The sequence below is a fragment of the Nevskia sp. genome, assembly GCF_021732705.1.
Taxonomy (GTDB): Bacteria; Pseudomonadota; Gammaproteobacteria; order Nevskiales; family Nevskiaceae; genus Nevskia.
On the sequence record NZ_JAKFUM010000006.1, the window covers coordinates 271814 to 295223 of the forward strand.

Annotated in this window: 17 protein-coding genes; 11 read left to right on the forward strand and 6 right to left on the reverse strand. The window is 67.5% G+C overall.

Annotated elements, in window-relative coordinates; genetic code table 11:
* Positions 1 to 35: 35 nt before the first annotated feature.
* The 11 genes from QZ951_RS06690 (at position 36) to QZ951_RS06740 (ending at position 15746) form a co-directional block, all read left to right on the forward strand.
* Positions 36 to 1886: a methyl-accepting chemotaxis protein gene (locus QZ951_RS06690; protein ID WP_292999759.1), complete on the forward strand. Its 1851-nt coding sequence runs from the start codon at positions 36 to 38 to the stop codon at positions 1884 to 1886.
* A gap of 225 nt (positions 1887 to 2111) precedes the next feature.
* Complete coding sequence (locus QZ951_RS06695) at positions 2112 to 2627, forward strand: chemotaxis protein CheW (RefSeq protein ID WP_292999760.1); 516 nt, start codon at positions 2112 to 2114, stop codon at positions 2625 to 2627.
* A gap of 120 nt (positions 2628 to 2747) precedes the next feature.
* Positions 2748 to 5531 (forward strand): methyl-accepting chemotaxis protein, encoded by a 2784-nt coding sequence (locus QZ951_RS06700; protein ID WP_292999761.1) that lies wholly within the window; start codon positions 2748 to 2750, stop codon positions 5529 to 5531.
* A gap of 256 nt (positions 5532 to 5787) precedes the next feature.
* A complete protein-coding gene (locus QZ951_RS06705) occupies positions 5788 to 8397 on the forward strand; it encodes a methyl-accepting chemotaxis protein (protein ID WP_292999762.1) in 2610 nt (869 codons plus the stop codon).
* A gap of 79 nt (positions 8398 to 8476) precedes the next feature.
* Positions 8477 to 10954, forward strand: a complete 2478-nt coding sequence (locus tag QZ951_RS06710; protein WP_292999763.1) for a methyl-accepting chemotaxis protein — start codon at positions 8477 to 8479, stop codon at positions 10952 to 10954.
* 85 nt (positions 10955 to 11039) lie between these two features.
* The gene (locus QZ951_RS06715; protein WP_292999764.1) at positions 11040 to 11237 is read left to right on the forward strand and encodes a hypothetical protein; all 198 of its coding nucleotides are present in this window, start codon (positions 11040 to 11042) and stop codon (positions 11235 to 11237) included.
* Between the two features lie 6 nt (positions 11238 to 11243).
* Positions 11244 to 12110, forward strand: coding sequence for a CheR family methyltransferase (locus tag QZ951_RS06720; protein ID WP_292999765.1), 867 nt, complete (start codon positions 11244 to 11246; stop codon positions 12108 to 12110).
* Positions 12111 to 12115: 5 nt separating this feature from the next.
* On the forward strand, positions 12116 to 12736 hold the full coding sequence (cheD, locus tag QZ951_RS06725) for a chemoreceptor glutamine deamidase CheD (RefSeq protein WP_292999766.1): 621 nt from the start codon (positions 12116 to 12118) through the stop codon (positions 12734 to 12736).
* Positions 12736 to 13800 carry a chemotaxis response regulator protein-glutamate methylesterase gene (locus QZ951_RS06730; RefSeq protein WP_292999767.1) on the forward strand — a complete coding sequence of 355 codons (1065 nt, stop codon included), beginning with the start codon at positions 12736 to 12738 and terminating at the stop codon, positions 13798 to 13800. Before cheD ends, QZ951_RS06730 begins: the two co-directional genes overlap by 1 nt.
* 114 nt (positions 13801 to 13914) lie before the next feature.
* Positions 13915 to 15165 carry a methyl-accepting chemotaxis protein gene (locus QZ951_RS06735; protein WP_292999768.1) on the forward strand — a complete coding sequence of 417 codons (1251 nt, stop codon included), beginning with the start codon at positions 13915 to 13917 and terminating at the stop codon, positions 15163 to 15165.
* An 89-nt stretch (positions 15166 to 15254) separates the two neighbouring features.
* Positions 15255 to 15746 (forward strand): BLUF domain-containing protein, encoded by a 492-nt coding sequence (locus QZ951_RS06740; protein WP_292999769.1) that lies wholly within the window; start codon positions 15255 to 15257, stop codon positions 15744 to 15746.
* A 158-nt stretch (positions 15747 to 15904) separates the two neighbouring features.
* Here QZ951_RS06740 and QZ951_RS06745 read toward each other — a convergent pair whose 3' ends face one another.
* The 6 genes from QZ951_RS06745 to QZ951_RS06770 all read right to left on the reverse strand — a co-directional run bounded on the left by QZ951_RS06745 (position 15905) and on the right by QZ951_RS06770 (position 23403).
* Positions 15905 to 17476: a hypothetical protein gene (locus QZ951_RS06745; RefSeq protein ID WP_292999770.1), complete on the reverse strand. Its 1572-nt coding sequence runs from the start codon at positions 17474 to 17476 to the stop codon at positions 15905 to 15907.
* A gap of 179 nt (positions 17477 to 17655) precedes the next feature.
* On the reverse strand, positions 17656 to 18759 hold the full coding sequence (locus QZ951_RS06750; protein WP_292999771.1) for a hypothetical protein: 1104 nt from the start codon (positions 18757 to 18759) through the stop codon (positions 17656 to 17658).
* Between the two features lie 123 nt (positions 18760 to 18882).
* On the reverse strand, positions 18883 to 19464 hold the full coding sequence (locus QZ951_RS06755; protein WP_292999772.1) for a methyltransferase: 582 nt from the start codon (positions 19462 to 19464) through the stop codon (positions 18883 to 18885).
* Positions 19461 to 20342: a hypothetical protein gene (locus QZ951_RS06760; protein ID WP_292999773.1), complete on the reverse strand. Its 882-nt coding sequence runs from the start codon at positions 20340 to 20342 to the stop codon at positions 19461 to 19463. Before QZ951_RS06760 ends, QZ951_RS06755 begins: the two co-directional genes overlap by 4 nt.
* Before the next feature lie 222 nt (positions 20343 to 20564).
* On the reverse strand, positions 20565 to 21848 hold the full coding sequence (locus QZ951_RS06765; protein WP_292999774.1) for an EAL domain-containing protein: 1284 nt from the start codon (positions 21846 to 21848) through the stop codon (positions 20565 to 20567).
* Positions 21849 to 21996: 148 nt separating this feature from the next.
* On the reverse strand, positions 21997 to 23403 hold the full coding sequence (locus QZ951_RS06770; RefSeq protein WP_292999775.1) for a DUF1501 domain-containing protein: 1407 nt from the start codon (positions 23401 to 23403) through the stop codon (positions 21997 to 21999).
* Positions 23404 to 23410 lie beyond the last annotated feature (7 nt).

Genomic DNA, 23410 nt, shown 5'->3' on the forward strand with positions numbered 1-23410 from the left:
CGGTCACATCGCTTTCCATCACGCAGGTGTCCGACATGAAAGCATCAATCGCGTTTCCGATCCCGTGGCTGGTGACGACGGCCTTGTCGTTCGCCGTGCCGTTCGCTGCGTTGCTGGTGCTGTTGTCGACATCGCTCACCGATGCCGCCGGTGTCGCGCTGGCGGCTGCCGTCGTCGTGGGACTGGCGCTGCAGGTGCTCGTGTTCCAGCCGCTGGCAGCGAGCGCCCAAGCGCTGGACGACATCGCAGCCGGGCGCACCGGCCGTGTGCCCGACGGGCTGCTGCGCGACGCCGTGCTGCGCGTGCAGCAGCATTGCAGGCAGATGGCGGACGCCCGCACGCAGGCCAGTGCCGAGCATCGGCGCATTCGCGACGCGCTCGACGCCACGGTGATGCCGGTCCGCATCGCCGACGAGAACGGCACCATCGTCTACCTGAACGATGCGCTGCAGTCGGTGCTGAAGCGCGACGAAGCCGCGTTCAAGCGCGAACTGCCGGGCTTCGATGCCTCGAAGCTGCTCGGCGGCTCGGTTGGCGTGTTCTATGCCAAGCCGGACGAAGCGCTGGCGCGGCTGAAGGCGTTGGAGCGCACCACGTCCTCGCTGCTGCGCCTTGGCGGCCGCACCTACGAAGTCACGACCACGCCGATCCGCGGCCCGAACGGCGAGCGCATGGGCTCGGTCGGCCAGTGGCTGGATCGCACCGATCAGCTGGCGGCGGAGGGCGAGATCGCGGCACTGGTCGAAGCCGCCGTTGCCGGCGACTTCACGCGACGCATCGAGCTGAGCGGCAAGGAAGGCTTCTTCAAGCAGCTGGGCGAGGGCATGAACCGCCTGATGACGGTCAGCCAGACTGGACTCGATGAAGTGGTGCGGATGCTGGAGGCACTGGCGCGCGGCGATCTGACCGAACGGATCAGCAACGACTACAGCGGTACCTTCGGCCGGCTCAAGGACGATTCCAACACCACGGCAACCCAGCTCACCGCGATGCTCGGCGAGGTCAAGCAGGCCGTCGCGCAGATCAACCAGGGCGTCAGCGAGATCGCCACCGGCAATGCCGATCTCTCTGCGCGCACGGAACAGCAGGCGGCTTCGCTGGAGGAAACCGCCAGTTCGATGGAACAGCTGACCGCCACGGTGCGGCAGAACGCGGAAAGCGCGCGCGCGGCCAATCAGCTGGCGATCAGCGCGTCCGATGTCGCGCTGCGCGGCGGGCAGGTTGTCGGCGAGGTGGTGACGACGATGGGTTCGATCACCGCCAGCTCGAAGAAGATCGTCGACATCATCAGCGTCATCGACGGCATCGCGTTCCAGACCAACATCCTGGCACTTAACGCGGCGGTGGAGGCGGCGCGCGCCGGTGAGCAGGGCCGCGGCTTCGCGGTGGTGGCGGCGGAAGTGCGCAACCTCGCGCAGATGAGTGCCTCGGCGGCGAAGGACATCAAGACCCTGATCCACGATTCGGTCGAGAAGGTCGGCAACGGCACGCAACTGGTCGAGGAAGCCGGCCGCACGATGGCCGACATCGTCAGCAGCGTGCGCAAGGTCACCGACATCATGGCCGAGATTTCAGCGGCCTCGCAGGAGCAGACGCAGGGCATCGAGCAGGTCAACCAGACCATCACCCAGATGGATCAGATGACCCAGCAGAACGCGGCACTGGTCGAGGAAGCCTCGGCTGCGGCGCACTCGCTCGAGGATCAGGCCGAGGCCCTGGTGGCGGCCGTGGCTCGCTTCGTGATCGACGAGATGGCGCAAGACGCCAGTCCGCACGCCGCGGACAGAGCGATGACCGCCGCGCGCCCCGCTCCCGCGCGCAAGCCGGCGGCGGCGTCGAAGCCGCGGCTGCCGTCGCATGCGCCGCCGCAGGCGCTGGCTTCCTGACCATCGCGCACGTCGCGCACGCCGTCCCCGACAAGGCCCCGCAAGGGGCCTTGTCGTGTCCGCGATCGTCATCATCGATCACGACGATGACCGGGCCGGCGCGCTGTTCCGGGCAGCGAACACACCGGGCCGTGCAAGTTTTTTGACACCAGGGACGGCGTGGCGCGCGGGTCTTGAACTTGCACGCGGAGCAGGAGAGTCCCACCCGACAGGTCGTCACCCGCCATGAACCCGACAGCCGCATCCCCGTTACCCGGCGCTGCCAGCGCCCACTCCGCCGTCGGCAGTGAACTGCTGACGTTCACGCTCGGCAACGAGTACTACGGCGTCGACATCCTCAAGGTCCAGGAGATTCGCGGCTACGACACCGTGACCCGGATTCCGGGTTCGCCGGAATTCATCAAGGGCGTGATCAACCTGCGCGGCGCCATCGTTCCGGTGATCGACCTGCGCATCAAGTTCAACCTGTCGAGCGTCGCCTACAACGAGTTCACCGTGATGATCATCCTGAACATCGCCCGGCGCATCGTCGGCATCGTCGTCGACAGCGTGTCCGACGTCACCCAGCTGGGCCCCGAGCAGATCAAGCCGACGCCGGAATTCGGCAGCGCGCTCGATACCTCCTACATCACCGGATTGGGTGCGCTCGACGAGCGGATGCTGATCCTGATCGACATCGAGAAGCTGATGTCGTCGACCGACATGGCGCTGGTCGATCTGCCGTCGCAGTCGCTGCAGTAGGCCTGTCGCCATCCATCCACGACGCCACCTCGCATCCCGCGCAGCGCCCGTCGATCGTCACCCGCTGATCCACCCCGCGTGCGCCCGTCGCGCCCGCCGCACGAACCCGGCAGAACCCTCATGAAAGCCCAAGTGAAGTCCACTCCGAAATCCGTCCGCCCGTCCGCCTCGTCCGCCGCCAAGCCTGCGGCGCGCCCGGTGGCCAAGCCGGCTGCCCGCGCCGCCTCGGCGTCTTCTTCCCGCCCGGCGGCGCCGTCGAAGCCGCAGCGTGCGCCGGCCAAGGCCGCGCGCAAGCCGCTGAAGACGGCGGCACTGGTTCATCGCGGCAAGGTCTCCACCGCGAGCGTCGCACCGAAGGCGGTCAAGGGGCTGACCGTTGCCGAACTGAGCCGCGAACTGGCCGCCACGCGCGCGCACATCGCCGCAATCGGCCGGCTGCGCGCGTATCTCGAACTGACGACCGATGGCACCATCGTCTCGGCCAACGACAACTTCCTGCGCGTCATCGGTCGTTCGATGAACGATCTGCGCGGCCAGAAGCACAGCGTCATCGAATCCGACGACGCCGGCAGCCGCAACGAGATGCGTACCGCGTGGGACCGTCTGGCGCGCGGCGAGGCCGTGGCCGGGCAGTTCCGCTATCGCTCCGGCGAAGGCCGCGACCTGTGGCTGCAGGCCAACTACAACCCGGTGGTGCTCGAGGACGGCACGGTGACCAAGGTCGCCGTCTATGCCACGGACATCACCGAGCAGCGCCAGAAGGCGTCCGATGCCGACGGTCAGCTGGCGGCGATCTCGAAGGCGCAGGCGGTGATCGAGTTCACCCTCGACGGCCGCATCCTGACCGCCAACGCCAACTTCCTGAACACCGTCGGCTACACGCTCGATGAGGTGCGCGGTCAGCACCACAGCCTGTTCGTCGATGCCGCCTATCGCAGCACGCCGGAGTACCGCGCGTTCTGGGACAAGCTCGGCCGCGGCGAATTCGATGCCGGCCGCTACCTGCGGCATGGCAAGGGCGGCCGGCCGATCTGGCTGGAAGCGACCTACAACCCGATCCTCGATGCCGACGGCAAGGCCTTCAAGGTCGTCAAGTACGCGACCGACATCACGGCTCGCGTGCATGCCGAGGAATCGATGTCGCATGCCGTGGCCGAAACCGAGGCAGTGGTGACGGCAGCCAAGCGCGGCGATCTGAGCCAGCGTATCCCGCTCGAAGGCAAGCAGGGACCGATCGCCGAAATGGCCGGCGGCATCAACGCGATGCTCGACGGCATCTTTGCCGCGCAGGTGATCGAGCGGAAAGTGGCGGACGAGAACCTGCGCATCAAGATGGCGCTGGACTCGGTGACCACCAACGTGATGATCGCCGACAACGATCGCAACATCGTCTACATGAACGGCTCGGTGAAGGAGATGCTGACCGTCGCCGAGTCGGACATTCGCAAGAGCCTGCCGAACTTCGATGTGCGCAAGCTCGATGGCGCCAAGATCGACGTCTTCCACAAGCATCCGGAACATCAGGCCCGGATGCTGTCGACCTTCCGCGATACCCATCGCACTCAGATCGTGGTCGGCGGCCGCACGTTCTCGTTGATCGCCGCACCGATCATCAACGCCGCCGGCGAGCGCCTCGGCGCGGTCGTCGAGTGGAAGGACCGGACGGCGGAAGTGGCGGTCGAGAATGAAGTGGGCAGCATCGTCGCGGCGGCCGCCAACGGCGATTTCACGCAGCGCATCGACATGAAGGGCAAGGAGGGCTTCTTCAAGATGCTCGGCGAAAGCCTGAACCAGCTGCTGGAAACCTCCAGCGTCGGCCTGAACGAAGTGGTCCGCGTGCTCAGCGCGCTGGCCCGTGGCGATCTGACCGAAACCATCACCAACGAGTACCACGGCACCTTCGGCCAGCTGAAGGACGACTCCAATGCCACCGTTGCCCAGTTGACCGAGATCATCACCCAGATCAAGCAGGCCACCGACACCATCAACGTCGCCGCCGGCGAGATCGCGGCCGGCAACCTCGACCTGTCGCAGCGCACCGAGGAACAGGCGGCGTCGCTGGAAGAAACCGCCAGTTCGATGGAAGAGCTGACCTCCACGGTCAAGCAGAACGCCGAGAACGCGCGTCAGGCCAACCAGCTGGCACTCGGCGCATCCGATGTCGCGATCAAGGGTGGTCAGGTCGTCGGCCAGGTCGTGACGACGATGACGGCGATCAACGATTCGTCGAAGAAGATCGTCGACATCATCAGCGTCATCGACGGCATCGCGTTCCAGACCAACATCCTGGCGCTGAACGCCGCGGTCGAAGCAGCCCGCGCCGGTGAACAGGGCAGGGGCTTCGCGGTGGTGGCGGCGGAAGTCCGCAGCCTGGCGCAGCGCAGCGCCTCGGCCGCGAAGGAGATCAAGACCCTGATCGGCGATTCGGTCGAGAAGGTCGGCAACGGCACCAAGCTGGTCGAGCAGGCCGGCAAGACGATGGACGAGATCGTGACCAGCGTGAAGCGGGTCACCGACATCATGGCCGAGATCTCGGCGGCGTCGCAGGAGCAGTCCAGCGGTATCGACCAGATCAACAAGGCGATCACGCAGATGGATCAGGTCACCCAGCAGAACGCGGCACTCGTCGAAGAGGCTTCGGCGGCGGCACGTTCGATGGAAGATCAGGCCGGCAACCTGTCGACGGCTGTCGCGCAGTTCACGCTCGAAGGCAGCCATGCGGCTCCGGTGCAGCGGAGGCAGCAGGGCGTACCGCAGCATCCGGCTGCCGGCCAGCCGCAGCGCGGCGGTCGCCCGACCCCGGCCCCGACTGCCGGCACGCTGCGCCGTCCGGCATCGGGCGGCGGGAGCAGCGCGCCGAAGTCGTCACGTGCGGCAGCCAGCGACACCTGGACCGAGTTCTGACCCAGACGCAGCGCCCACCCTTCCCGGTCGCCGGGAGGGTGCGGACCCGGCAGCACGAACCCCGCAGGGCCTGAACGGCGCTGCGGGGTTTTTCGCGTCTGCGGCCGCCGCACGCGTTGCCGGAAATCCGGCGTCAGCCACCGGGAACTGGACTTGCAAAGGCTGCCTACCAGGCGCGGCGTCCTTGCGGGTTCCGGGCGGACGGCACGCCTTCCTGCTCGATCCCTGATCTCCACCCTTTCCGAAGGCTGCCGACATGACGTTTCTTGCCTCGCTGTTCCCGCGCCGCGCCGCGCGCCAGCAGATCATCGAATTCGCCGCCCGCAATGCCGCCATCGACAAGGTACAGGCGGTCGCCGAGTTCTCGCTCGACGGGCGCGTGCTGGCGGCCAACGCGAACTTCCTCGCCATGACCGGCTACCGGCTCGAGGACATCGTCGGCCAGCATCACGCGATGTTCGTGGTGCCGGAAGAGCGCGACACGCCGGCTTACCGCGAGTTCTGGTCGAAGCTCGCGCTCGGCCAGCATGATTCCGGCCAATACCGCCGCCTGAGCCGGGATGGCCGCGAAATCTGGATTCACGCCTCGCACCACCCGATGCTCGACATCGAGGGACGGCCGTACAAGGTCGTCAAGTACGCCACCGACATCACCGAATCCAAGCTGCGCTCGGCCGACTACGAGGGCCAGCTGGCTGCCATCTCCAAGGCCCAGGCGGTCATCGAGTTTTCGCTCGACGGGCACATCCTCAGCGTCAACGACAACTTCCTCAATGTGCTCGGCTATACGCGCGACGAGATCGTCGGCCGGCATCACTCGATGTTCGTCGACGGCGCCACCCGCGACTCGCCGGCCTATACGGCGTTCTGGGCCAAGCTCGGACGCGGCGAGTACGACAGCGGCCAGTATCGGCGCATCGGCAAGGGCGGTCGCGAAGTCTGGATCCACGGCACCTACAACCCGATCTACGACCCGGCCGGGAAGCCGTTCAAGGTGGTCAAGTACGCCACCGACATCACCGACTCGCGGCTGCGCTCGGCGGCCTACGAAAGCCAGCTCGACGCGATCTCCAAGACCCAGGCGGTCATCAAGTTCACGCTCGACGGCAAGATCATCGATGCCAACGCCAACTTCCTCGATGCCACCGGTTACCGGCTGGACGAGATCGTCGGCCGACATCACGCGATGTTCGTCGATCCGACCGAGAGCGCGTCCGCCGAGTACCGGCAGTTCTGGGAGAAGCTCGGGCGCGGCGAAGCCGATACCGGCCAGTTCCGCCGCTTCGGCAAGGGTGGGCGCGAGATCTGGCTGAACGCCTCGTACAACCCGATCCTCGATGCTGCGGGCCGGCCGCAGCAGGTCATCAAGTACGCGACCGACATCACCGAACAGAAAATCAAGGACAACGACGCCGCCGGCCAGATCGCGGCGGTCTACCGTGCCCGCTGCGCGCTGCAGCTGTCACTGGACGGCACCATTCTGCTGGCCAACGAGAACTTCTGCCGCGCCACCGGCTACAGCCCGGAGGAACTGGTCGGCCGCCATCACGACATGCTGGTCGAGGCAACACCCGCGGCACTGGCCGAGGCGCGCGAACTGATCGCCCGCATCGGCCGCGGCGAAAGCCCGTCGGGCCAGTTCAAGCGGATCGGCAAGGACGGCAAGGTGGTCTGGTTCCAGGCCAACTACAACTCGATCCTCGATCTCGCCGGCAAGCCCTGCAAGGCGGCGATCTTCGCCACCGACATCACCGACCAGATCAATGCCCAGGCCGCGCTGAACCGGGCCGTCGAGCAGACGCAGGCAGTCGCCACGGCGGCGCGCGAAGGCGACCTGACCCAGCGGGTGCCGCTGGACGACAAGGCCGGCCAGGTCCGTGACCTCTGCAGCGGCGTCAATGCGCTGGTCGAGAACATGGCCTCGGTGGTCACCCGGATCAAGGAATCGACCGAGGCGATCAACGTGGCGGCGCGCGAGATCGCGGCCGGCAACCAGGACCTGTCGGCGCGCACCGAGCAGCAGGCGGCGTCGCTCGAGGAGACCGCCAGCTCGATGGAGGAGCTGACCGGCACCGTCAAGCAGAACGCCGAGAACGCCCGTCAGGCCAACCAGCTGGCGCTCGGGGCTTCCGATGTGGCGCTGAAGGGCGGCCAGGTGGTCGGCGACGTGGTCGGCACGATGAGCGCGATCCAGGCGTCGTCGAAGAAGATCGTCGACATCATCAGTGTCATCGACGGCATCGCCTTCCAGACCAACATTCTGGCGCTGAACGCGGCGGTTGAAGCGGCGCGCGCCGGCGAGCAGGGCCGGGGCTTCGCGGTGGTCGCCTCGGAGGTCCGCAGCCTGGCCCAGCGCAGTGCGTCGGCGGCCAAGGAGATCAAGGCCCTGATCGGCGATTCGGTCGAAAAGGTCGGCGACGGCACGCGGCTGGTCGAGCAGGCCGGCAAGACCATGGACGAGATCGTGACCAGCGTGAAGCGGGTCACCGACATCATGGCCGAGATCTCGGCGGCCTCGCAGGAACAGAGCAAGGGCATCGAGCAGGTCAACCAGACGATCACCCAGATGGACGAGGTCACCCAGCAGAACGCCGCGCTGGTCGAGGAAGCCTCGGCGGCCGCGCGCTCGCTGGAAGCGCAGGCCAATGGCCTTTCGACCGCCGTCGCCGGCTTCCGGGTCGACAGCGGGCAGGTCGCCGTCCACGCGGCCGAGCGCGCCGCCGCGCCGATCGCGCCGGTCGCCCCGCCGCCGGTCGCCCCGCTGCGCGGCCCTGCGCGGCCCAAGCCGTCGGCGCGTCGCGCCACGCCCGCCGCCACGCCCGCCAAGGTCATCAACGGCAGTGGCGAGGCCTGGACCGAATTCTGAACGACGGCAACCGCGCGTTACCGGCGTGCGCCCGGCTGTGCTCACCCGATTTCCCATCCCCGTTTCAGGAGTGCCGTCCATGTCGAAGTCGAACCCGATGTCCGCCGTTGCCCCGCCGTGGCGTGACCGCGGTGTGCTGATCGCCGCTGCGGCCGTGATGGCCGCGGCCGCGGCGTCCCGCCTGCCCGCTGTCTGGGTGCAACTGCTGTTGCTGGCGACCACGGCGCTGTGGCTGGGCCGTGCCTGGCAGCAGGCGCGTGCCCGTCCCGTCCAGCGGGCCGGTCTCGTCCAGCAGCAGCGCATCCAGCGCGGGCTCGACGTGGTGGTGACCAACGTGATGATCGCCGATGCCGAGCTGAACATCGTCTACGTCAACCAGTCGATCCAGGACATGCTCCGCGCGGCCGAGGCCGACATCCGCCGCGACGTGCCGAACTTCGATGCCGGGCGCATCGTCGGCACCAACATCGACCGCTTCCACAAGAAGCCGGAGCACCAGCGCGGCATGCTGGCGCGGATGTCGGCGACCCATCAGACCACGCTGCACCTCGGTGGCCGGCATTTCTCGCTGATCCTCAACCCGATCAACGACGAATCCGGCGCGCGTCTCGGCTATGTCGTGGAGTGGAAGGACCTGACCGACGAGCTGGCCGCCGCCGAGCGCGAGCGGCGCATGGCCGCCGAGGTCACCCGCGTGCGGCGCGGCCTCGACGTGGTGGTCACCAACGTGATGATCGCCGACGCCGACCTGAACATCGTCTACGTCAACCAGTCGATCCAGGAAATGCTGGCCGTCGTCGAGCCCGACATCCGCCGCGACCTGCCGAGCTTCGACGCCCGGCGCATCGTCGGCACCAACATCGACCGCTTCCACAAGAAGCCGGAGCACCAGCGCGGCATGCTGGCGAGGATGTCGGCGACCCACAAAACCACGCTCCATCTCGGTGGCCGGCACTTCTCGCTGATCCTCAACCCGATCAACGACGAGGCCAATGCGCGGCTCGGCTATGTCGTGGAATGGAAGGACCTGACCGACGAACTGGCCGCCACCGAGCGCGAGCAGCGCATGGCTGCGGAAATGGCGCGCGTGCAGCGCGGTCTCGACGTGGTGGTCACCAACGTGATGATCGCCGACGCCGATCTGAACATCGTCTACGTCAACCAGTCGATTCAGACGATGTTGAACACCGCCGAGTCGGACATCCGCCGCGACGTGCCGAACTTCGACGCGCGCCGCATCGTCGGCACCAACATCGACCGCTTCCACAAGAAGCCGTCGCACCAGCGGACGATGCTGGCGGCGATGGCCCAGACCCACGTCACCCGGCTGCATCTCGGTGGCCGTCACTTCTCGCTGATCCTGAACCCGATCAACGACGCCGCCGGGCTTCGCGTCGGTTACGTCGTGGAGTGGCGTGACCTCACCGAGGAACTGGCGATCAAGGATCGCGAGCAGCGCGCCAATGAACTGCTCGAGCTGGCCGTGCGCCAGGCGCAGGACGCGATCGCTGCCGCCAACGATGGCGACCTCACCGTCCGGGTGCCGATGGAGGGCAAGGAAGGCCGCATCGGCGATCTCTGCAGCGGCGTCAACACCGTGCTCGACGGCATGACCCGCCTGGTCAGCCAGATCCAAGGTGTGACGGACGAGATCCGGCTGGCGGCGGAGGAGATCGCCACCGGCAATGCCGACCTGTCGCAGCGCACGCAGGAGCAGGCGGCGTCGCTGGAGGAAACCGCGAGCTCGATCGAGGAGCTGACCAGCACCGTCAAACAGAACGCCGAGAACGCCCGTCAGGCCAACCAACTGGCGCTCGGCGCTTCGGACGTCGCGCTGAAGGGCGGCCGGGTGGTCGGCGACGTGGTCGGCACGATGAGCGCGATCCAGGCGTCGTCGAAGAAAATAGTTGACATCATCAGCGTCATCGACGGCATCGCGTTCCAGACCAACATCCTGGCGCTGAACGCGGCGGTGGAAGCGGCCCGCGCCGGCGAGCAGGGCCGGGGCTTCGCGGTGGTGGCGGCGGAAGTCCGCAGCCTGGCGCAGCGTTCCGCCGGGGCCGCCAAGGAGATCAAGAGCCTGATCGGCGACTCGGTCGAAAAGGTCGGCAATGGCACGCGTCTGGTCGAGCACGCCGGCAAGACCATGGACGAGATCGTGACGTCGGTGAAGCGCGTCACCGACATCATGGCCGAGATTTCGGCGGCCTCGCAGGAGCAGAGCCAGGGCATCGAGCAGGTCAACCAGACCATCACCCAGATGGACGAGGTGACGCAGCAGAACGCGGCACTGGTCGAGGAAGCGTCGGCCGCGGCCCGTTCGCTGGAATCGCAGGCCGAGGGGCTCAGCGCCTCGGTTGCCGGCTTCCGGGTCAGCGCCAGCGAGCAGGGCCCGATGGCCAGCGCCAGAACCCCGGCGCTGCCGCCGGCCGCCGCCGCCAGTGTCCGTTCGCTGACGCGCAGCAAGCCGGTGACCCGCCGTCCATCGTCGACTTCGCCGGTTCCGGCGCCGGCCAAGGCGCTCAACGGCGGTGGCGAGCAGTGGACCGAATTTTGAACCGTTGCCAGCGATGACCGGAGCGCGCGTGCCGTCATGACGGTTTGACGGCAGCCGCAACCCCGGCACGAACCGGAGCAGCACGATGATCGCAGTCTCGTGGCAGCGGCACTTGATGGCACTGGTCGCCACGCTCGGCGACATGGTGGGCGATGCGCTCATCGTCGCCGGACTGCGCACCGCGTCCGGCGTCGTCCCCGATCGCGGGCGACCACCGCGCGACGCGGCCGTCCGCTCCGGGCTGGCTGAATTCCTCGATACCGTCGTACCGCCAAGAGCCTGACTTCCGATGAGCCACGCCGCAGCCGCCGAAGCCTCGATCGTCGCCGACGACCGCGACTTCACCTTCACCGCCCGCGACTTCGATCGCGTGCGCCAGATGATCCACGCCAAGGCCGGCATTGCGCTGTCCGAATCCAAGCGCGACATGGTCTACAGCCGCTTGGGCCGTCGGCTGCGGGCGTTGAATCTGGAGTCGTTCAAGGACTATCTGGACCAGCTCGAAGCGCATGGCAGTGCCGATGAATGGCAGGCGTTCACCAATGCGCTGACCACCAACCTGACCTCGTTCTTTCGCGAGGCCCATCACTTCGAGATTCTTCGCGAGTTCCTGGTCAAGAAAGGCCGGCACACGCCGGTCAAGATCTGGTGCTCGGCCGCCTCGACCGGGGAGGAGCCGTACTCGCTCGCGATCACCGCCTGCGAGGCCTACGACACGCTGACGCCGCCGGTGAAGATCCTCGCGACCGACATCGACACCAACGTGCTCGATACGGCCGCCGCCGGCGTCTATCCGGAAGAGCGCATCGAGAAGCTCAGCGAGGCGCAGAAGCGCCGTTTCTTCCGGCGCGGCAGCGGTGCCAACGCCGGCCGTGTCCGGGTGATCGACGAACTGCGTGAGCTGATCACCTACAAGCCGCTGAACCTGCTCGATCCGCGCTACCCGATGAAGGGGCCGTTCGACGCGCTGTTCTGCCGCAACGTGATGATCTACTTCGACAAGCCGACCCAGCGCGACATCCTGATGAAGATGGCGCCGCTGCTGAGCCCCGATGGCCTGTTCTTCGCCGGCCACTCGGAAAGCTTCTTCCACGCCACCGACATCGTCACTTCGATCGGTCGCACGGTCTATCGCCGCGCGGCGGCCAAGGGCTGATCGCCGTGTATTCGATCCGCAAGGTTCGCGAGAAGGTGCAGCAGATCGCCGCACCGACGACCTACTTCGACCCGAAGTTCAACGCCCACGCGATGAAGGTGCTGCCGGGCGAGTACATCGTCACCGATCGCGACGTGATGCTGGTGACCGTGCTCGGCTCCTGCGTGTCGGCCTGCATCCGTGACCCGCTGGCCGGCGTCGGCGGCATGAACCATTTCATGCTGCCGGACCTTGAGAACGGCGGCGTGGCCAACGAGAGCGCGCGCTACGGCTCGTACGCGATGGAAGTGCTGATCAACGAGCTGCTGAAGCGCGGCGCGGCGCGCAACCGGCTCGAATGCAAGGTCTTCGGCGGCGGCGCGGTGCTGGCCGGCTTTACCGTGTCCAACGTCGGCAAGCGCAACGGCCAATTCGTGCTGCGCTACCTGCAGACCGAGGGACTGGGCGTGGCGGCACAGGACTTGTACGACACCTGCCCGAGACGCGTGCATTACTTCCCGCTGACCGGCCGCGTGCTGGTCAAGCGCCTGGCTTCGGCCAACGACACCGAGGTTTTGGCCAGCGAAAGCCTGTACCGGCACAAGCTCGCCGAATCCCCCACCGCAGGCTCCGTGGAGCTTTTCTGATGCCCAGCAAGATCATCAAGGTCCTGATCGTCGACGACTCCGCGCTGATGCGGCAGCTGCTGACCGAGATCATGTCCGGCGACCGCGAACTCGAAGTCGTCGGTGCCGCACCCGATCCATTCGTCGCGCGCGACCTGATCAAGGCCCTGAACCCCGACGTGCTGACGCTCGATGTCGAGATGCCGAAGATGGATGGCCTGACCTTCCTCGAGAACCTGATGCGGCTGCGGCCGATGCCGGTGGTGATGGTGTCGTCGCTGACTGAAAAGGGCGCGGAAGTCACCTTGCAGGCGATGGAGCTGGGCGCCGTCGACTTCGTCACCAAGCCGAAGATCGATCTCGCCGCCGGCATGCGCAGCTACACCGCGGACCTGATCGCCAAGGTGAAATCCGCGGCGCGCAGCCATGTCCGCGCACCCGCATTTCCGCGCCAGCCGTCGAAGGGACCGCTGGCCAGCGTCGGCAATCGCTATCGCACGACCGAGCGCCTGATCGCGATCGGCGCCTCCACCGGCGGCACCGAGGCGATCAAGGAAGTGCTGGAGCGGATGCCGGCCGATGCCCCGGCCATCGTCATCACCCAGCACATTCCGGCGATGTTCTCGGGGCCGTTCGCGGCCCGCATGGATCGCTCGTCGGCGATGTCGGTGTGCGAGGCGCGTGACGGCCAGCAGATCGTGCCGGGGCACGTCTACATCGCGCCGGGCGACCGGCATCTGGAAGTCACCCGCAGCGGCGCACGCTACGTCACCAAGCTGACCGATGCGCCGCCGGAAAACCGCCACCGGCCGAGCGTCGACGTGCTGTTCAAGTCGGTGGCGCGCTTCGCCGGCGCCAACGCCGTCGGCTGCATCCTGACCGGCATGGGCGACGACGGTGCCCGCGGCCTGCTCGAAATGCTCAAGAGCGGCGCGCACACCATCGTGCAGGACGAGGCCTCGAGCGTGGTCTGGGGCATGCCGGGCGCCGCCTACAAGATGGGCGCGGCCGATCGCGCCATCAAGCTGGACAACATCGCCGCCGAATTGCTGAACCTCTGCGCCGCCGACAAGCGGGCGGCCTGAGCCCGTCAATGCCCTTCATCAGCATCGCCCGCTGCCGATAGCCCGACGAGACACCGACCCGACCCCCGCTGCACCGATTCACTCCCCGATCTTCTTCGCGAACTGGACAACAACATGAACACGATCAATCAGAAACCCTGGGTCCTGCCGCTGGCGGGAACGGTGGTCTTGCTGGCGGTGCAACTGGCCGGCGCCTCGGGTGCGCTGGCCTGGATCGGCATCGCCGCGGCGCTGGCCGGCTGGGGTACGTTCGGCTGGATGACGCGGCGCACGAGCGACGCCGGGCGCCATCTGGCCGAGCGCCACGACACGCAGCTGCAGCACCATCGCCGCCTGCTCGAGGAACTGCGCGGCGGGTTGGTCAATGAATCGGTCGGCGTGCAGAACGAGGTCGAACGCGTCCGCACGCTGATCTCCGAAGCCGTGCGCACGCTGGGGCAGGCGTTCGAGCAGATGAACAAGCAGTCCCGCGCGCAGGAAGCGGCGGTCGGCCGCATCCTGAGCCGGGCCGAAGGCGGTGCCGGTGGCGGCGGGGTGGACGTGCAGTACTTCGCCCGCACCGCGAGCCAGCTGATGGAAGGCCTCGTCGACATCCTCGCCGGCGTGTCGCGGCAGAGCGCGAACTCGGTCCAGCACATCGACGCCATGGTCAAGCATCTGGACGCGATCTTCGAGCTGCTCGGCGACGTCAAGACCATCGCCGATCAGACCAACCTGCTGGCGCTGAACGCGGCGATCGAAGCGGCCCGCGCCGGTGAAGCCGGCCGCGGCTTCGCGGTGGTGGCCGAGGAAGTGCGCAACCTGTCGGAACGGTCCACCAGCTTCAACGAGCAGATTCGCAAGCTCGTGTTCAGTTCGAAGGACGCCATCGCCAAGGTCCGCGAAGCGGTTGGCGAGATGGCCACGCGCGACATGGGCGCCAGCGTCCATGCCAAGAACGAGGTCGGCCGGCTGATGTCGCAGGTCGAGGAGATCAACGCCGCGGTCGCCACCAGCGCCCGCGAAGCCTCGCTGGCCGGCGAGCAGATCAACATCGCGGTCGGTCAGGCCGTTCGCTGCCTGCAGTTCGAGGACATCGCGACCCAGGCGCTCGGTTCGGCGCTGGTTCATGTCGGCCATCTGCGCCAGATCGGCGACGAGACCGAAAGCCTGCAGGCGGTGCTGGTCAACGAAGCACTGCCGTCGCCGACCTATCACGTGCCGACGCCGCCGCCTGCGGCCTACAGCGCGCCGCGCGTTGCTCCGGCTGCCGTGCCGCCGCCACCGCCGGCCGCGGTGCCGCCCGCGGCGAACGACTGGCGCATCCCGGCACACAAGCCGGTGGCCCAGCTGTCGATGCAGGCCGGCGCGGTCGAACTGTTCTGAATCATTGGCCGCCACCGCTCTGGCGGTGATGGCCAAGGCTGTCACGAGCCCTGCGTCCCGTCGTCCTCGAACGTCACCGGAAACCGATCATGCTGACCACCCATGTGTACATGAGCCGCTTCTCGCGCTCGTTCGATGTCGCCGAGCTGGACGTGATGTGCCGCCACTTCGCCCGGCGCAACAGCGAGACCGGTATCACCGGCGTGCTGATGGTCATCGGCGACCACTTCGTGCAGGTGCTGGAAGGCGCGCGCGATCCGGTGCTGGACCTGGTCGAGCGGATCCTCGTCGACGATCGGCATGGCGAGTTCCGCACGCTGTATCGCGGCCTCGTGCATGAACGCCGGTTCCCGAACTGGTCGATGCGGATGATGAATCTCGACCAGCACTACACCGTCAACGACCTCGCGATGACCGAGCTGCGTCGACTGGTCAAGACCGTGATCATCAGCCCGGTTCCGTCGCGGACCGCGATGGTCCAGCTGATGATGGCGATTCCGCGCGTGATCGCGCTGGATGGCAATGCCGAAGCCGTCGTGCGCAGCGCCGCCGTGATCGATGCGGTGCCTACCGCGCCGTGAGCGGCCGGGTGGATTCGATGCGCTGAGACGGTCAGCGTCGCGCCGGCGCGAGGCCAGCCGGGGTCTGCCCGCGCGAGTCGGCGCTGGCGGGGCTTGAACCGCGTCGCTGGCCCGGACGACGAGCGGTCGTGCCAGGCCAGCGACGGGGACACCGTGTGCTACTTCGGCGTGGCGACGCCGGCGGCGAGAATCTTCTTGAAGAAGTCCTCGAAACTGAATGCCGCGAGCACCGACAGTCGCACTTCCGACGGGCCCTTGCCATCGAGCGGCGTGTCGAGCGTCAGACGGGCCGACGTGGCGACACCGCTGCTGCCGGCATTCGGCAGCAGGACCAGCGCCTCGATCACGCCACGCTCATACGCGTTGACGATGTTCGTGGCGTTCGCACCCTGCGGCTGCCGCCAGTATTCGTCATGCGCCACGCTGAGGGACAGGCGCGAGTAGGCCCCGTCGGACAGAAACGTCTGACCGCGAATGCCGAGGCCGTAGCGCGGCCGCAGTGCCTGCGGGAAATCGCCGCCGACACCGGGAATGGTGCTGACGCCGGCGACGGTGAACAGCGCATAGCGGTCATCGGAGCTGATCTTGGTCGAGGCGCCGACATTGAAGCGCAGGTAGCCCTTGTCCGAGCGGAACAGGTCGTTCGCGTTCGGGGGCGGCACCGCACCCGTCGCATTGGCGCGTGAGGCGACATCGACACTGCCCTTGGTGCGGTAGGTGATGTCGGTGAACACGCGTCCGACGCCGAGCAGCGAGCCGGCACCCCCTTCGAACGCCACGGCGGCCTCGACGCCGGTCTTGAACTTGTCGTCGCCGTTCAGCGACAGGCTCGGGCCGGCATAGATCGCCAGCTGCGCCTTGTCGTAGACCTCGCGCTGCGCGATGTACAGATAGTCGCGCTTCAGTTCACGGAAGCGGGCGAGGGCCGTCCGGGTCAACGCATCCTTGGCCGCCACCTTCTGAAGAATCTCGTAATGCGCGTACGCGCCTTCGAACGCTTCGAGCGCGCAGTCGGCCAACTTCTCGCGAGCCTTCACCAGGTCGCGTTCGGCCGCGTAGTCTCGATTGCCGATGTGCGAATCCGGGTACGGGCCGAGCGCATCCCATGCCGAGCGCAGCGCTTCCATCGACTTGTCCAGAATGGCGACCTCACCGGCAGACTCCTTCAGCATCTCGCCGACCATCATGCCGTCGCGGACGGTCGGTTCGGCCGAGGCCGCCATCATGGCCTCGGCCGCGCCCGCCTTGGAGGGATCGGCCGGATTGGCGTCGGACGCGGATTCGGCGGCTTTCAGCGCCCGGTGCGCGGCCAGCTTTTCATCGTCGGTCTTGGCGGCAAGCATGTTGGCTTCCGCGGCCTTCACGCTCGCCGACTTGCCGGTGACGATCGGCAAGGCGTTGGCGGCTTCCACCGCCTTCTCGGCAAACTTCCGGGCCGATGCAGCGCTGGCCCGCGCCTCCGGCGTCGCCGCCGCGCGTTCGTCGGCGACGGCCTTGTTCATCGCCTGATTGGCCGATGCCAGCGCATCCGCGCGCAGCTTCTCCAGATTGCCTTCTCCGGACGCGAATGCCGCACTGCGCAGATCCGCGCAGGTCGCGGCGATCACGACCTTGGGGGCCAGGGTGCCGACAGCTTTCGATCCGGTGGCGGCGAACGTCGGCGGCAGCGTTGCCGCGCCGACCACGCCGATCACGACGGCGGTGCGGATGCAGGTAGAACTCTTTTTCATGGTGTGATCCCTGATGAGATGTGGCGCCGGGCTCGTCGTCCCGGCAGACCGTGCCGGGTGGCTCGGTGTGCCGAGACGGTCGGCGATTGCGCCGCCACGGTCTCAACGGATGTCCATTCAATTTCTAACGAATTCCTAACGACGTTTTGCGAAGCGCAAGCCATTGATCGAAAAGCCGTTCAGGCCGCCCGAGCGGACTCCTCGCCATCCGCTGCCGGCTGCGGCTTGCGACGCGCGAGTTCCTTGCCCGGGATCACCAGGAACTCGCTGTCGGCCGTGCAGCGCAGCAGCAGTTGCTCGTGCTTCGGGCGGTCGACGAACTGGTCGATGACGGTCGTGCCGCTGTGGGCGGTCATGTTCAGACGGTGGCTGGTGGCGTTGGCGACGAGCGTGCTGCTGCCGCTGATCTGGATCAGCAGGTCGGCGAAGGCCTCGTCGCTGTTGGCGGCGATGTCACCACGACGGCACAGCAGGCGGGTGGCACGCTTGAACGGGCGCTCGCCGCTGGCGAGGCCCGCGGCCAGTTCCCTGCCGATGCGGCTGGCGGCAACGTCGGCCGGGGAGGCCGCCGGACCGACGCCGGTATCGGCTGCGAGGGCCGCCTTGATTCGCGCGATGAAGCCGTCGACCGGACTCAGCGACGTGCTCATGCCGCCGGCGAATTCCGGAAAGCGGCGGGTGAACCAGGCGGTACGGGCGTCACTGACCGGAAACTCCTCGGCCCAGAAGCCGAACGGTGAGCCGAGGCGTTTGAGGCGCACGGCATCGTCCGACAGCAGCAGCATCGGCACATGGCTGCCGACATCGGTATGGGCGATGCCGCGGGCATAGCACTGGTAGCCCATCTTTTCGTACATCGGGATCAGCGCCGGCGCGCAATGCATCAGATCGATCAGCGCGCCGTTGCGTCGGCCGGTGTAGTAGTTGGCACCGAGCAGCAGGCGCAGCGCCATCGAGTTGCGATGGCTTTCGCAGATGACCAGACGCGACGTGAACGACAGTTCGTTGCGCGGAATGTCGTGCAGCAGGTCGGTCTGGAACCAGTCGCGGTAGCGATCCGGCACCGCGTCGCGGCCGAACACGGTGCGCATCGTCGCGATGATCCGGTCGTCTTCGGCGGCGTAGTAGATGGTCGCGATCTCGTCCAGTTCATCGACCACGCGGCGCGAGTGATGACACAGGAAACTGCCCTGCTTGCCGGCGTTGATGTTCACGTCGTAGCGCAGGCGGTAGCAGGCTTCGCGCTCGGCTTCGGTTTCGGCGACAGCGATCTTGAGAGACATGGGAACCCCGAATAGATGTGCATGGCAGTGAGGCGTTCCGGCATCCGTTCCGGGTCTCGGCGACGCGCCCCTGACCATCCGGGCTGCGTGCATCGAGCTGGGTTCAAGCAGGGTCCAGCGGGATCACGAGGCGCGGCTGCTGAACGGCCACGGCAGGAACATGCCGGTGCCGGCGCGGTAGCGGTCGTAATCGCGGTTTAGCGCGGTGCTGCTGAACTTGCGTTCCTCGACGCGGGCGGCGGTGAAGTACATCGGCGCCATCACCGCGAACGGCAGGGCCATGAAGGCGCTGCCGGTGGCAACGCCGGCAGCGAGCCAGGTCAGCAGGTACGAGGTGTAGAACGGGTGGCGGATGTAGCGGTACGGCCCTTCCGCGACGAGGTGTTCCGGCAGATCCTCGGAAAACGCGAACGACAGCGGCTTGCGGCGGTTGGCGGCGATCGCCCACCAGAACAGCGACAGGCTCAGGCCCAGCAGGATCGCGGCGGCCGCGAAATGGCCGGACGACGCCACCCCGAGCACTGGCAGCCCGGCGAGCACGTACAGGCCCAGCAGATTGCTCAGCAGGTAGATCGCGTCGATGCCGGAATTGGTGCCGGTGGGCTTGGTGAAGAAGTGGCGGGCGCCCCAGCCCCAGCTGGCATAGCCGGCAAGGATCAGCAGGACGACCACGGCCGTGGCGGGATCGGCGTGCAGAGGGTTCATCGGTGAGACTCCTGGGCGGTGGACAGCGGATGGACGGTGCGGCGGTGGCTGGTATCGGCGGCGGCTGGCGCGGCGGGATTCCCCGCACGTGCTTGCTCGGGCCGCACGCGGCTGGCTCGGGTCAGCGGCGGGCTGGCGATGACGATCAGGCGATCGGCGCGACTGCCGTCGACGCCGAGCTGTTCGAACAGCGAGTAGCGGGCCGCGCCCGACGGCGCGGAGCGGACGCCCGGTGCGGGCTCGCCGGCATCGCCGCGCAGCACGAACGGGTGATCGTCGGCGTCGCCGAGGCCCACGCCGAGCTGCTCCCGAATGGCGCGGACGATGCGGTCGCCGCGCAGCGAATAGCTGCCGTCGTAGCGCGGCTCGGTCTGGTCGAGGTGGCTGGCCAGATTCAGGAAATCGAGCGGCGATCGTGCCGCAGCCCACAGGATCGGCGGCTGGCTCGGCTGACGATGCTGGGACGCGAGTTCGTCACGGCAATCGTCGAGCAGGCCGGCGATGACCGGGACGCCCGCCGGGCCGGCCGCGGCCACGGTGAGTACGACCTGCACGGCCGGAATCGACTTGCCGGCCAGCACCAGCGGCTGCCAGCGGGTCAGCACGAAGCCGATCAGCCGGCCGGTCGCTTCACGGGCAAGATAAAGGCGGCGTTCCTGCGCGGCGCGGGCGGTGTGGATCCGGGCCAGTTCGTCGGCGAGCACGGCGGCGTTGGCGGTACCGTGTTCGGCGGCGAGGGCGACCAGATCGATCCGCAGCCAGGCGTTGGTTCGAAGCACGTCGCCATCGACGACGCTGCGCTCGAACGGGGTCGATGAAGGGCTCGGCGACGAGGCCGACGGCGGCGGGGTGGGGCCAGAAGAGGCGGGCAGCGGCATGGCGGATCAGCTCCGGAAAACCTGCCGCCACACTGGGACCCCTGCCTTCAGGAGTCCTCACGGATTTCAAACGGAACTCAAACGAAATTGAAAGTCACGACAAGCCATTGAATGGAATGGCGTTGTCGGCAGGCGTCGATGGGCCTGCGCATGCCCGTGGCGGGCAGTCGGGCGCGCTCGCGAACCGGGCCGGCGGCCCGCGTTCGGCGAGCGCCGACGCGGTCAGTGCCGGGCGTCGAGCAGTTGCAGGAACTTTTCCGGCGGCACCGTCGGGTAGAACAGCCAGCCCTGGGCGTAGTCGATGCCGATGTCCTGCAGCGCGGCGAGCTTGCGGGCGTCGTCGACGAACTCGGCAATCGTGCGCTTGCCGGTGGCATGGGCGACCTGATTGATCGCGCGGACGATTTCCTGCGAGGCGCCGCCCTGCGCCACTTCCTTGATGAAGCAGCCGTCGATCTTGACCTCGTCCACCGGCAGCGACTGCAGGTAGCCGAACGAGCACAGGCCGGAGCCGAAATCGTCGAGGCTGAAGCCGCAGCCGATGGCGCGGAAGGCGCGGATGACGTCGGCCGCGACTTCCAGATTCTCGATCGCCGCGGTTTCGGTGATCTCGAAATACAGCTTGCCGGCCGGCAGCGCGGCATTCTTGACCTCCCGAAGCAGATCATCCATGAACCGGCCGTCGACGATCGAGCGGGCCGACAGGTTGATCGAGACGCTGTGCAGGTGGTCGAGCGCGCTGCGGTTGTCGGCCAGCCAGTCGAGGATGAAGGTGGACGAGAAGCGGTCCAGTTCGCCCACGAGGCCGAAGTATTCGAGCGTTTCGATGGTGCCGGCCGGCACCGGCATGTAGACGCCGTTCCGTTCCATCCGCAGCAGGAATTCGGCCTTGCGCAGGCGCGACTCGCCGTTGCGGATGTCCATGATCGGCTGCGGATGCAGCGACAGCTGGCCGCGGGCCATCAGCTTGCGGAACACCGTGACATCGCCGGCGTTGACCGTCGGCCGCGTGGCGAAGGTGTTGCTCGGGCCGTGGCAGCTGACCTGGTTCAGGCCACGCCGCTTGCTCGCCTCGCAGGCATCGCCGGCCTCGGCCAGTGCCGCCGGCCAGTCGACGCCCGGCCGGACGACGGTGACGCCGATCGACACCGCGACCGGGTTTTCGCCCAGCGGGCCGTGGAAGCGCAGCGTCGACAGGCGATCGCGCAGTTCGGTGGCGTCGTCGATCGCGCTCTGGGTGTGGTCGATGACGCGGGCGGCGATGAATTCATTGCTCCACAGCCGGGCCGACAGTCCGAGCCGGCCGACCCAGTCGCGCAGCAGCGCTTCGACCTGCGAGATCACGGCGTCGCCTTCGATCGAGCCGGCGATCCGGTTGATCGAGCGCAGCTGCCGCAGGTCAATGTAGAACAGCGCGGCGCAGGGCTCGCAGGACCAGGCCTTGAGGCGCTCGATCAGGCTCGCGTACGACGTGGCGGGGCGATTGTCGGGAGAAAGAAGGCTCATCACAGGCTATCGGCGGGGCCGAGCGTCTGGCGCAACCGTTCGGCGGTCGTGGAGGGCCGTCCGGCCATCATGCGGAAGCCGGGCCGGACATGAAAAAACCGCCCGGCGGGATGCCGGGCGGTTTCGGGTTCCCTGCTTCAGCGCGTGATCACAGGAAGCCGAGCGTCCGGGTCGGGAAGTTCCCGAGGTTCGGGAACACGGTGGTCAGATCACTGTCGGCGACCCCGAACCAGCGTGCGAGCGTGGCCGAGTACTGGTCGGTGGAGGTCGTCGGCACGATGCGGCCGGCGCCCATGTCGTTCGGGCCGCCGATCGCCAGATTCGGCATCTGGCCGTACCAGCCCGGCTTCACGGCACCACCGAGGATGAAATGGTGGTTGCCCCAGGCGTGGTCGGAGCCGTCGCCGTTGGAGCCGAGCGAGCGGCCGAAGTCCGATGCACTGAACAGCGTGACATTGTTCTGCAGGCCGATCTCGCCCATCGCCGCCCAGAATGCCGCGACGTTCTTCGACACCATGTTCAGCAGCGCCGCCTGACCGCCCAGCTCGTTGTTGTGGGTATCGAAGCCGCCAAGGCGGACGAAGAAGATCTGCCGGCTGTCGCCGAGCTGCGAACGCGCCTTGATGCAGTTGGCGACCGCGCGGAACTGGTAGCCGAGGCCATTGTCGCCGGGGAACACCGGAAACGGCGTGGCGACGGCGCCGGCCGCGTTGAGGGCGGTATTGACGATGCCGACTTTCGACGCGGCGTTGGCTTCGATCGAACCGTACTCGGCCACCAGCATGTTGGCATTGCCGAGCGACTGGTTCAGCAGGTCCTGCGAGGCCGCACGGCGCAGGCCGCCGCGGTAGAAGGTGTCGGCCGTCGACAGCAGCGTCGGCGCGCCGCCGGTGCCGAGCACGTACGGGTTGACCACCGCGCCTTCCTGCCAGTAGTTGGCGCCGCCGACATTGATGTTCATCGACAGCTGCGAGCGATAGCCCTGGCTGGCGTACAGGTCGGCCACGCGGCCGGCCCAGCCGAAACGCTCCGACCGGTTGGCGATGCTGGTCCACCACGCCGTCTGCTGATCGGAATGCGAGAACAGCTGCAGCGGCAGCGGCACCTGGCCGCCGGCGGCCTGCGCCGTCGTCGTCGGCTGCACCAGCGTGCCGACGTTGCCGAGGATCGCCATGCGGCCGCTGTTGAACAGACTGGCCAGTTCCGGGCAGTTGCCGTGCAGGCCGTAGCTGTAGCCGTCGCTTGCGGTGCCGGTCAGCGGCAGCAGCGAACTCTGGGCCAGTGCCAGGTTGCTGCGGCTGCGCTGGTAGGTCGAGTATCCGGCCGCCGTGGTCGGCACGATCATGTTGAAGCCGTTGTTGCCGCCGGCGAGGTAGAGGCAGACCAGCGCCTTGTAGCCGGTGGTGTCAGCGGTGGCGGCGAGGGCGGACTGCAGGCCGCCCATCGTCGCCAGGATGCCGGCGGAACCGGCTGCCTTGGCGCCGAAGCTCAGGAAATCGCGGCGATTGAGGCCATGGCCGGCCGGGTTCGCGTTCTGGGTGTTCTGGTGGGTCATGTTCGGT